This window comes from Variovorax sp. 01N429 (genome assembly GCF_056399425.1).
Map to the genome: position 1 here is coordinate 34,615 of NZ_JBFTRG010000009.1, position 9,525 is coordinate 44,139.

Genomic DNA, 9,525 nt, shown 5'->3' on the forward strand with positions numbered 1-9,525 from the left:
CCGCTAACGGCGTCAGCCGGCCAGGCGCGCTGCAAGCTGCCGGACGGTTCGCGCGCTGGCGCCCTTGCCGGTAATCGCCAGCGCCGGGGGGTTGGCCAGCATCCGCTCGAAGACCGCCCGCACTTCTTCCGCTCCGATGTCGTCGATCACCGCAATCGCTTCGCTCATCGGCGTCACGGTCCCGCTGGCAAAGAGCTCTTCGACGGCATGCTCCATCGTTGCGTAGGTCCGCTCCTCTGCGCGCACGCGGGACACGGTCAACTGATTCTTCGCCCGCTCCAGGTGCACCGGATCGACGGTGGTGGCCTGCGCACGCAGCAGGCCGCCCGTCGCCGTCATCAGCGCATCCAGCTTGTCCGGGGTACTGACCGCATGCACCACGAAGGTGGCCCAGACGTCCCCGCTGTCCATTGTGGAATGCGCCGTGTAGGCCAGGCCGAGCTGTTCACGGACTGTGTCAACCAGGGGCGCCGACATCCCGCCTCCAAACAGGTTGGCCGCAAGCGTTGCCGCAAGGCGCCAGCGCTGCTGCGACATCTCCTCCTGCAGCGCGGGCGCCAGCGGATAGGCAATGTTCAGGAACACCTGCGACACCTGCGTGAAGCGCCGGGCCATGGCATGACCGATGTACTTCGCGGGCACCGGCTGCCGCGACACGAGTAGGTCGGCCGACGGGGGCATCGCTGCAAAGAGTTCCCCTGCGACCGCGACCCAGGCGTCGACGTCGAAATTCCCGGCCGCAGCGACGACGGTCTTTTCCGCGACGTAGTGGGACTGCACGTGGCGGATCAGGTCGTGCCTTGTAAAGCTTTCAATGTTGCCGATGGTGCCGATCACAGGCATGCCCATTGGGTCATCGCCCCAGATCGCGCGGTCGAGCAACTCGTTGGAGTAATCCTGTGGATCCTCCTCGTACTCGATGGCCTCCTGGCGAATCACTTCCAGCTCGCGCTGCAGTTCACTCTCGGGAAATGTGCTGTTCAAAACGATGTCTGCCGTCATGCGCAGCAGCTGCTCCGCGTGCCGTCCCAGGCCGGTCATGAAGTAGCCGGTGGTGTCCTTGCCAGTGAACGCGTTGACATCTGCTCCGAGCCGCTCCGCATCCAGGTTGATGGCCTGAACGGAGCGGGTGGTGGTCCCCTTGAACGCCATGTGCTCCAGGACATGCCCGATGCCGTTGGTGACCTGCGTCTCGTCCCGGGAGCCGACACGCAGGAACACGCCCACACTCGCGCTCTGCACATGGGGAATGTGAATGGCGAGCAGCCTCACCCCGTTTGGAAGCGTGTGGAGGACCGTGGTGGTGCGCTCCGCGTTCAGCCGGACCATGGCTCAGCGGCCTTCCGGCTGCTGCAGCCTGATGCCGATGCCGTAGAGCGCGAGCAGGCCCAGCGCGTGCCCGATGGCCACGCCGGGCTCACCCGCTTCAATGCGGCCGATGGTTTGGACATGCACACCAAGGCGCGCGGCCGCGGCTGCCTGGCCCTCGCCGCACGCCGATCGGGCCAGCCTTGCCGCTGCCCCCAATTCCCGGATTGCATGCAAGGCGTCGTCGCCGATGCCTGCCGATATGCGCTTTCCTTTGGCCATCGGTGCATTGTCGCTGCGCCTTGTCGTGTTTCGTCATTCGAACCTGACCAGGTCCTTGAAGATCAGCCGACCCCAGGTGTTCCCGCGCGCCTGCACAAGCAATCCACCTTCAGATAGTCCGCCAAGGTTGATCGGCGCGAAACCGAGATTCGCCGCCAGCGCACCAACCTCCGTCGCTGCATCGTCATCGTCGCTTGCCAGGAACACGACGCGCCTGCCACCGTGTACCGCCGGTTCTTGGTCAAGGACAGTAGCAGCCAAGTGGTTGAAGCCTTTGACCAGTCTTCCACCGCTGAAGGCCTGCGCGACGGCCTTGGATGAAGGTTGTCCTTGCAGGTCCTCCGGAGACACGCCATAGGCATTGGTCACATCGATGATGATCTTCCCTTTCCATGTCGGCAGTGCCTTTGCGACATCTCGGTGCGAGTCGAAACGAACGGCCAAAAAGAGGATGTCCGCCTTGACTGCTTCGGCCAGCGTCTTGGGAATGACTTCGGGACCGATCACGGCCGCGTCGGCTGCAAAGCTCTTTGGATCGCGTGTCGTTGCAACAGATACTTCGAGCCCATTGCGGGCAAATGCCTTGGCCAGAGCCTGGCCAATACTGCCGAAACCAATGATTGCGTAGCTCATTCTTGCTTCCTTTGGTCAGAGTTGCGCCAAGCCACCGTCGACGGCGACCTCGCTGGCGGTCATGAAGCTGCTGTCCGACGAGGCGAGGAAGGCGGCCACCGCTCCGATTTCTGCCGGATCGGCCATGCGTTGAAGCGGAGTCATCGCAGCAAAGGCCTTCTGGCCCTCCTCACCCAGCGCTTCCTTCGCGAGGTCGGTCGCCGTCGCTCCGGGCGAGAGCACATTGACTCGGATGCCGCTGCCCTTCAAATCCTCTGCCCAGGTCCTCGCGAGGTTGCGCACTGCCGCCTTGCTCGCGCTGTAGGCACTCATCCCCGCAGCGCCCGTGGTGCCGGCGCTCGATCCGGTCAGGATGATCGACGCGCCCTGGCTCATCAGCGGCAACGCCTTCTGAACCGTGAAGATCGCACCTTTCACGTTGGTGTCGAAGGTCTCGTCGATGTGCTCGGAGGTGATCTTTCCGAGCGCGAGCTGGCTTCCCGCCCCGGCATTGGCGAAGACGATGTCGAGGGTTCCGCGCTCTGCCTTCACAGCCGCGTAGAGTCTGTCGAGGTCTGCCAAATCGGACACCGAGCCCTTTACCGAGCGGGCATTGGGGCCGAGATCGGCCACAGCGGCGTCGAGCGCTTCCTGCCGACGGCCGAAGATGAAAACGAAGGCGCCTTCATCGATAAAGCGCTTTGCCGCGGCGCGGCCGATGCCGGTCGCGCCACCGGTGATCACGGCGGTCTTTCCATTCAGTCTGGTCATGTGATGAATCCTTGCTTGTACATGGCCGAATCTTGAGACGGGTGCTCGGATCTGAGAAGCCGGTATATTGAGATGCAACCCATCTGGCTCAAAGATGGAAGGAGCATTCATGTTGGACGGCGTGTCTCTCGATCAACTTCGAACTTTCGTGGCCGCCGTGGATGAGGGGAGCTTCTCGGCTGCTGCGCGGCGACTCCATCGCGTGCAGTCCGCAGTCAGCAGTTGGGTCGGAAGTCTGGAGGCCCAGATCGGCGTCAAGCTCTTCGATCGGTCGGGCCGCTACCCGAAGCTCACACCCGAAGGCGTCATCCTGTTGGCGGACGCTCGCACGGTTGTTTCGGGAGTCGAAACGCTCAAGGCTCGCGCCAGGCTGTTGTCGGCTGGGCTCGAGGCCGAACTCTCGGTTGTGGTCGATGTGTTCTTCCCGACTGCCGTCTTCAGTGCTGCGGCGAAAGCGTTTGCAAGCCAGTTCCCGCTCACGCCGCTGCGCGTGTTCGTGGAAGGGCTCGGAGCCGGCTATGAACCGGTGATCGATGGTCGCTGCGGCTTGGGCATCCTGGCGCCGCTGTCCCTCGAATTTCCTTCGCTCGTCAGCGAAAGCATCGGTCCGCTGTCCCTGGTGACGGTCGCCGCGCCCGGCCACCCGCTGGCGCGTCTCAAACACCGCATTCCGAAAGCGGCGCTGGCCGATCAGGTGCAACTGGTGCTCACGGACCGCTCCGAACTGAGCGCGGGCCGCGACTATGGGGTGAAGTCGGCTTCGACGTGGCGCCTTGCAGACCTCTCGACAAAGCACGCGTTTCTGCGCGATGGTGTCGGGTGGGGCAACATGCCGCTGCACATGGTGAGCGGCGACCTTGCAGACGGCACGCTGGTGTCAATCGATGTCGAAGACATGCTGCCGAAGGGCTACTCGATGACGATCGCTGCGTTTCACCGGGCATCGCAGCCGCTCGGACCCGCAGCCCGGTGGCTGATCGATGACCTCAAAGCACGCTACGCCGAAGAAGGGCATTCGCAGCCAACCGGCCGGTAAGCCATATCAGTTCGACGAGTGAATAGAGATCCAACTCCTCGACCTCACCTCGACCTCAATGTGTCATGCACTCCAAAGCCCGTATCGAGAGGGCGGTGCGCCCGACTTTCAGGGCCACGACCGGCTTGCCCGCGGCACGCATCGCGGCCACGGCAGCGGCGAGGCGCTCCGGATGGCGAATAGCTTCCAGGAACAGGCATGCCATGCGCGTGTTCGGATCGGCAGCGAACCATATGCGTTCTCAATGCGAGAACGCTTCAGCCGGCGCGGGCTCGCAACACCTGCTTCGCGAAGTCGATGAAGGCGCGCAGCTTGGGCTGCTGCTGACTGCGCATCGGAAAGTACAGGTGCAAGCCCGGCCCGCTGATGCAATACGCCGACAGCACGGCGCGCAGGCGCTTGGATTCGATCTCGGGCGCCGCCACCAGGTCGGCCGTGTAGACGAGGCCGGCGCCGGCCTTGGCCAACGCAATCATCGTCAGGTGATCGTTGACGATGGTGCCGCCCGCCACGTCGACCGATAGCGGCCGTCCCTTGTTCTGGAGCTGCCAGCGGTAGACCATCTTGGCGGTCGGAAATCGATAGCCGATGCACTGGTGCTGAAACAGGTCTTCGGGTTTCCTGGGCACGCCGTGTTGCGCCAGGTAGGCCGGTGTGCCGAGCACGCGCCAGCGAAAGCCCGGCAGCACGGGCAGCGCCACCAGATCGAGTGCGATGCGCGGCACCGAAAGGCGCAACACGCCGCTGGGCCGCTGGCGCAGCGCATCGATATCGCCCAGCGCCTCGACGATCTCGCCGGTGGCCGAGCGCAGGCGCCGGTGCAGCTGTGCACCGGCCTCGGTGAGTGCCACGCTGCGTGTGGTGCGCAGGAACAGAGGCATGCCCACTCGTACTTCGAGCACTCTCACGGCTTGGCTTACGGCCGCGGGCGACACGCGCAGTTGCGCAGCCGCAGAGCGAAAGCTGCCCTGGTCGGCCACGGCCATGAACTCGGTCAGGCCAGAGAAGACATCGATGCGTGCCATGTGAGCGCGTCGTCATCCGATGGCGCTATTGCTGGGGTGACGACGACACCCAAACCATCCGCGGCATCAATCTGATGCGGGTCCGCGGCGGGCAAATCGTCGAAGCGATGGGCTACGTCAAAGGGTAGGGGATTGGCACAGCCCTGTACCGGTTGGTCGGGCTGGAGTCTCTTCTGGTAGATAAGGATGGCAGCATCATCACTGACAACCACTTCACAGAGGACTCTCGAGATGACCATCACCATCACCGCCTTTGAACGGTCGCCCGACGGAGGCAGGGGGCTGGCACGCGACACGCGCGTCCGCTGGGCACTGGAAGAAGCCGGCCTGCCCTACGAGGTGCGCCTGGTGTCCTTTCGCTCAATGAAGGAGCCCGCGCATCTGGCGCTGCATCCCTTCGGGCAGATACCCACTTACGAGGAGGGCGACCTCGCGCTGTTTGAGACCGGCTCCATCGTGCTGCATATCGCCGAGCACCATCCCGGCTTGTTTCCCGCCGATGCCAATGCACGGGCGCGTGCCATCACGTGGATGTTCGCGGCGCTCAATACCGTCGAGCCTCCCATCCTCGAACTCGTCACAGCCAGGGTGGTGGAAGGCAGCAGGCCTTGGTCAGCCGAGCGGCTGCCCCTCGTGGAGGACCGCGTGCGCGCCCGTTCGAACCAGTTGGCCGTGCGCCTGGGCAATGGTGACTGGTTGGACGGCGATTTCAGCGCGGGCGACCTGCTGATGGTGTCGGTGCTGCTTCGGCTGAGACCGTCTGGCCTTCTGAACGAGTTTCCCAGCCTCGCCGCCTATGTCTCTCGCGGCGAAGCGCGGCCTGCTTACCAGCGGGCATTCGCAGCGCAGCTGGCAATCAACGCTGGCCCTCTCTGATCTAGGCAATCAGGCCTTTGGCCCGTACCGCCACGGTTCGGTGTTGACCCACGACGCCGCGTGGCCACTTGCTCAGTCGGACCGCAATGCAAGACGCGCCTTCACGGCCTGCACCAGCGGATCGATCGACGAAGGCGGGAAGGGCGAGACGCTGCTGACGTTGACCTCGCAGAGCACGAAGCGTTCGGGATCACCGTCGGCCGGCTCGCCCAGCATGAAGTCGCAGTCCCACAGCATCGGCAACTGCGCGCGCGTCAAGCCGAGGCGTTGTTGCAGTTGCGCTATCCATTGCGTTTCGAGCAGACGCTTCAGCGTCTGGAATTGCGGCAGCTCGGCGCCGTGATAGTGACGTGGCCCCGGCGTGGGCGCCTCTTCGCCCGCACGTGCCGGGTGCAGCGCATTGATGGCCTGGTGGCCGAACCCGGTCACGCGGTCCTCGACCATATAGGCGCGCACGATGCCGTCGACCAGACGCGGTTGCCAAGCCTGGTCGATCATGTGACCGCCGTTGACAGGTTCGAAATACGGCGCCATGCGCTGGAGCAATATCGGCAGCTCCATGCGCTCTTCCTCGCTGCCGCGTTGCGCATGCCGCACGCGCAGCAGCGGCGAGTCTTCGATACCCTCGACCCGCCACACGCCGATGCCGCTATGCCCTCGATATTGCTTGAGCACGCGCGCTCCGTGGCGCAGGCGATCGGGCAGCCCGGCTGCAAGCTCGTCGAGGGTGTCGACGCGGACCGCATCGCTGCCGAAGGGCAGGTCACGTACGTCAACCAGCACATCTTTTGTGCCCAGGCGCAGGATGGTGTCGGGATGAGTACTGACGAAGACGCCTGCCTGCGCTGCTTCACGCAACACAGCGTCGAGCCGATCGCGGCGGCGACCGCCCTCGACTGGATTGCACCAGACGAGCACGGCGTCGACGCGCCGCAGCTGCGCGGCAACCTCATCGGCAAATTCGTCATGATAGACAGCCGGTTCCGCGGCCACGCCGGCCCTCGCGAAGGCTGCGAACAAGGCCGCGAAGCGGCTTTCGGCCGGATCGCTGCGCTCGCGGATCGGACGATCGCCCGGGTAGAGCAAGGCCACAGATGGCGGGCGAGTAGATGGCATGACGTTCATCCGCGCGGTTTCAGCCATCTGATAGGAGTGCTCGGCCGACCACGCCCACCGGCCGGCCTTTGTGAAGCTGCGAAGTTTGCTGAGACTCCGAGGCCGAGTCGTTCTGAGGTTATTCGATGCCCTTTCCCGTTGCTTCGTGCAGGTCGTAGTCGCGCAACATCACCGGCTCGACGGAACCGCCCGAGACGCGCCTGCGCACAGCCGCATCGATTTCCTGCGCGTGATGCTGGTAGGTCGCCAGCGGCTCGTCGTCACTGGCGGTCGGCCGATAGCAGTAATGCAGAGTCTCCTTGCCAATGCTCGCGCCCACCAGCGCGCCATCGATGGGAACCCAAAAGTGGACGGAGCCCGAGGCCTCATGAAAGAAAGGAGGGTACGACATGGGAGGTTCTGGGATTGCTTCTTCGGTCATCGATCCAGAGCGACGCTCTTGCTTCGATGGCATGGATGGCATCGCTGCCATGGGCGAATTGCCTGCACGAGATGATGTGGCACTGGCACGCGTCTTTGAAGTACAGCATCGCGCCTGCGGCCACCGTGCCGCCCAAGGAAACACTGCTGAGGTGGCTGCTTATCTCCCAGCCTTGATAAGAAAGGCGCGTCGAGTCGCGGTCGTATTCCATGGTGCCTTGCTTGAGCAGGGGCTGAGCCCGATGGTCCCTTCTACGCCACGCACGGCCGGTCGTCAGTTCGGTAGCGCACAGACACAATGCATCGGCCGGCGGCTTGGCCGCTCAAGTCGACGCCTATCCTCTGCTTTGATCTTCGAGTCGCGTCGCGGTTACTGTGCGGCACCGCACACAGGCAAGCAGCGACCCCTATACTGGCTTTGTCGGGTGCGCGAGGGGCGCCGCTCCGGCTGATCCTAGGTGTCTTCTTTGCTGCGGAGTTTGCGCGATGCCCAAGTCCCCCGACCCGTTGAAGAACCATCTGCTTGCCGCGCTGGCGGACCCCGAGCGGGAGCGCTGGTTCCCAGAACTTGAGGCTGTCGACATGCCGTTGGGGCAGGTACTCTATGAATCGGGCAGAACGCTGAGTCACGTGTACTTTCCGACCACGTCGATCGTGTCGTTGCTGTACGTGATGGAGAACGGCGCCTCGGCCGAGATCGCGGTGGTGGGCAATGAGGGCATCGTCGGCATTTCGCTCTTCATGGGTGGCGAATCGACGCCCAGCCGTGCGGTGGTGCAGAGCGCCGGCCGGGGGTTCCGATTGCAGGCCGATCTCATGAAAGAGGAGTTCAACCGGGCAGGTCCTGTGCTGCACCTGCTGCTGCGCTACACCCAGGCATTGATTACGCAGATGGCCCAGACGGCTGTGTGCAACCGGCACCATTCGCTGGACCAGCAACTGTGTCGCTGGCTCTTGCTGAGCCTCGACCGCCTGCAGGGTAGCGAGCTCGTGATGACGCAGGAGTTGATTGCCAACATGCTCGGTGTTCGGCGCGAAGGCGTGACCGAGGGTGCGCTCAAGCTGCAGCAGGCCGGCCTGATCCGCTATGCGCGCGGCCACATCTCGGTGCTGGATCGCGCGGGGCTGGAGAAGCGCACCTGCGAGTGCTATGCGGTCGTCAAGTCCGAGTACGACCGGCTGCTTCCGGCCGACATTGCGACCTGAGCGTTCGTGCGTGAGCGAGGCGCTGCCGATCACTTGCCGCTGTGTGCGTTGGCAGACAGTCAGGGTGCGCGGCGGCGGGCAGACTACGGCGCCTTACCCTTCGAAAGCGTCCGTTGGCCCCAGAAAACCATCTCATCCAATTGCTGCCCCGCGCAGATCGCAAGCGTTTGCTTGCTGTTTGCCAGCCGGTTCAATTGGTGCTGGGGGATGTGGTGTACGAGCACGCAGCGCACACCCGCTTTGCCTGGTTTCCAGTCGACGGCTTCATTTCACTAGTCGCCCGTATCGATAGCCATCCGGGCCTGGAGGTCGGCATGGTCGGCCGCGAAGGCATGCTCGGAGCGCATCTGGCACTTGGCGTTTCGACCACGCCGTTACGCGCGGTGGTGCAGGGCCCTGGCACCGCCTGGCGCCTCACCGCTGCCAACTTCCGGCGCGAGCTTGAGCATAGCTCCGCGCTGCGGCGCGCAATGGCCCGCTATACGCATGTCCTCATGATGCAGTTGGCCGCGTCCGCTGCATGCCTGCGCTTTCATCTGATCGGGCCGCGCCTGGCGCGCTGGTTGCTGATGAGCCAGGACCGCGCGCATGCCGACAGCTTCGCCATGACGCAGGAATTTCTGGCCTACATGCTAGGCGTGCGTCGTGTTGGCATCACGGCAGCCGCTGGTGCCCTTCAGCGGAAGGAGCTGATCGAGTACCGTCGCGGCACCCTGACAGTACTGGATCGCGAGGGGCTCGAAGCGGTGGCCTGCGCGTGCTACGGCGCAGACCGGAGGGCATATCATGAATTGCTGTGACGTCACGCAAGCCTTCGTCTACTGCCAAGAGTTAAATTCCACACGCGGGGAAATGGCCAAGAAAATCCAGCTC

At 64.0% G+C, this 9,525-nt stretch carries 13 protein-coding genes; 4 read left to right on the plus strand and 9 right to left on the minus strand.

The annotated features are described in order from the left end of the window. Positions 1–12: 12 nt before the first annotated feature. The 4 genes from AC1DSF_RS17110 to AC1DSF_RS17125 are packed head-to-tail and all read right to left on the minus strand — an operon-like array spanning position 13 to position 2,973. Positions 13–1,329: a M16 family metallopeptidase gene (locus tag AC1DSF_RS17110; RefSeq protein WP_478125640.1), complete on the minus strand. Its 1,317-nt coding sequence runs from the start codon at positions 1,327–1,329 to the stop codon at positions 13–15. A gap of 3 nt (positions 1,330–1,332) precedes the next feature. Continuing rightward, the gene (locus AC1DSF_RS17115; protein ID WP_478125641.1) at positions 1,333–1,590 is read right to left on the minus strand and encodes a helix-turn-helix domain-containing protein; all 258 of its coding nucleotides are present in this window, start codon (positions 1,588–1,590) and stop codon (positions 1,333–1,335) included. 33 nt (positions 1,591–1,623) lie between these two features. After that, a complete protein-coding gene (locus AC1DSF_RS17120; RefSeq protein WP_478125642.1) occupies positions 1,624–2,223 on the minus strand; it encodes an NADPH-dependent F420 reductase in 600 nt (199 codons plus the stop codon). Positions 2,224–2,238: 15 nt separating this feature from the next. Then, the gene (locus tag AC1DSF_RS17125) at positions 2,239–2,973 is read right to left on the minus strand and encodes an SDR family NAD(P)-dependent oxidoreductase (RefSeq protein ID WP_478125643.1); all 735 of its coding nucleotides are present in this window, start codon (positions 2,971–2,973) and stop codon (positions 2,239–2,241) included. A 109-nt stretch (positions 2,974–3,082) separates the two neighbouring features. Between AC1DSF_RS17125 and AC1DSF_RS17130 the strand changes: the two genes are divergently transcribed. Continuing rightward, positions 3,083–4,009, plus strand: coding sequence for a LysR family transcriptional regulator (locus AC1DSF_RS17130; protein ID WP_478125644.1), 927 nt, complete (start codon positions 3,083–3,085; stop codon positions 4,007–4,009). Positions 4,010–4,064: 55 nt separating this feature from the next. Here AC1DSF_RS17130 and AC1DSF_RS17135 read toward each other — a convergent pair whose 3' ends face one another. Beyond that, entirely contained in the window at positions 4,065–4,244 is a 180-nt protein-coding gene (locus tag AC1DSF_RS17135) for a hypothetical protein (protein ID WP_478125847.1), read from the minus strand. A 22-nt stretch (positions 4,245–4,266) separates the two neighbouring features. Further along, positions 4,267–5,034 carry a LysR family transcriptional regulator gene (locus AC1DSF_RS17140; RefSeq protein ID WP_478125645.1) on the minus strand — a complete coding sequence of 256 codons (768 nt, stop codon included), beginning with the start codon at positions 5,032–5,034 and terminating at the stop codon, positions 4,267–4,269. Positions 5,035–5,265: 231 nt separating this feature from the next. Between AC1DSF_RS17140 and AC1DSF_RS17145 the strand changes: the two genes are divergently transcribed. Next, positions 5,266–5,910, plus strand: coding sequence for a glutathione S-transferase family protein (locus AC1DSF_RS17145; RefSeq protein WP_478125646.1), 645 nt, complete (start codon positions 5,266–5,268; stop codon positions 5,908–5,910). A 72-nt stretch (positions 5,911–5,982) separates the two neighbouring features. Here AC1DSF_RS17145 and AC1DSF_RS17150 read toward each other — a convergent pair whose 3' ends face one another. From AC1DSF_RS17150 to AC1DSF_RS17160, 3 genes are all read right to left on the minus strand, one after another. Then, a complete protein-coding gene (locus tag AC1DSF_RS17150) occupies positions 5,983–7,026 on the minus strand; it encodes a Cj0069 family protein (RefSeq protein WP_478125647.1) in 1,044 nt (347 codons plus the stop codon). A gap of 118 nt (positions 7,027–7,144) precedes the next feature. Next, positions 7,145–7,417, minus strand: a complete 273-nt coding sequence (locus AC1DSF_RS17155) for a DUF1488 family protein (protein ID WP_478125648.1) — start codon at positions 7,415–7,417, stop codon at positions 7,145–7,147. Then, positions 7,392–7,658 carry a hypothetical protein gene (locus tag AC1DSF_RS17160; RefSeq protein WP_478125649.1) on the minus strand — a complete coding sequence of 89 codons (267 nt, stop codon included), beginning with the start codon at positions 7,656–7,658 and terminating at the stop codon, positions 7,392–7,394. The genes AC1DSF_RS17155 and AC1DSF_RS17160 overlap by 26 nt, the downstream gene beginning before the upstream one ends. Before the next feature lie 274 nt (positions 7,659–7,932). Between AC1DSF_RS17160 and AC1DSF_RS17165 the strand changes: the two genes are divergently transcribed. After that, positions 7,933–8,652, plus strand: a complete 720-nt coding sequence (locus AC1DSF_RS17165; RefSeq protein ID WP_478125650.1) for a Crp/Fnr family transcriptional regulator — start codon at positions 7,933–7,935, stop codon at positions 8,650–8,652. A 113-nt stretch (positions 8,653–8,765) separates the two neighbouring features. After that, positions 8,766–9,452, plus strand: coding sequence for a Crp/Fnr family transcriptional regulator (locus AC1DSF_RS17170; RefSeq protein ID WP_478125651.1), 687 nt, complete (start codon positions 8,766–8,768; stop codon positions 9,450–9,452). Positions 9,453–9,525: the final 73 nt, after the last annotated feature.

Bases quoted from the DNA above. Each gene is read 5' to 3' on its own strand.
- AC1DSF_RS17110 (WP_478125640.1), bottom strand. From the start codon at position 1,329: ATGGTCCGGCTGAACGCGGAGCGCACCACCACGGTCCTCCACACGCTT.
- AC1DSF_RS17115 (WP_478125641.1), bottom strand. From the start codon at position 1,590: ATGGCCAAAGGAAAGCGCATATCGGCAGGCATCGGCGACGACGCCTTG.
- AC1DSF_RS17120 (WP_478125642.1), bottom strand. From the start codon at position 2,223: ATGAGCTACGCAATCATTGGTTTCGGCAGTATTGGCCAGGCTCTGGCC.
- AC1DSF_RS17125 (WP_478125643.1), bottom strand. From the start codon at position 2,973: ATGACCAGACTGAATGGAAAGACCGCCGTGATCACCGGTGGCGCGACC.
- AC1DSF_RS17130 (WP_478125644.1), top strand. From the start codon at position 3,083: ATGTTGGACGGCGTGTCTCTCGATCAACTTCGAACTTTCGTGGCCGCC.
- AC1DSF_RS17140 (WP_478125645.1), bottom strand. From the start codon at position 5,034: ATGGCACGCATCGATGTCTTCTCTGGCCTGACCGAGTTCATGGCCGTG.
- AC1DSF_RS17145 (WP_478125646.1), top strand. From the start codon at position 5,266: ATGACCATCACCATCACCGCCTTTGAACGGTCGCCCGACGGAGGCAGG.
- AC1DSF_RS17150 (WP_478125647.1), bottom strand. From the start codon at position 7,026: ATGCCATCTACTCGCCCGCCATCTGTGGCCTTGCTCTACCCGGGCGAT.
- AC1DSF_RS17155 (WP_478125648.1), bottom strand. From the start codon at position 7,417: ATGTCGTACCCTCCTTTCTTTCATGAGGCCTCGGGCTCCGTCCACTTT.
- AC1DSF_RS17160 (WP_478125649.1), bottom strand. From the start codon at position 7,658: ATGGAATACGACCGCGACTCGACGCGCCTTTCTTATCAAGGCTGGGAG.
- AC1DSF_RS17165 (WP_478125650.1), top strand. From the start codon at position 7,933: ATGCCCAAGTCCCCCGACCCGTTGAAGAACCATCTGCTTGCCGCGCTG.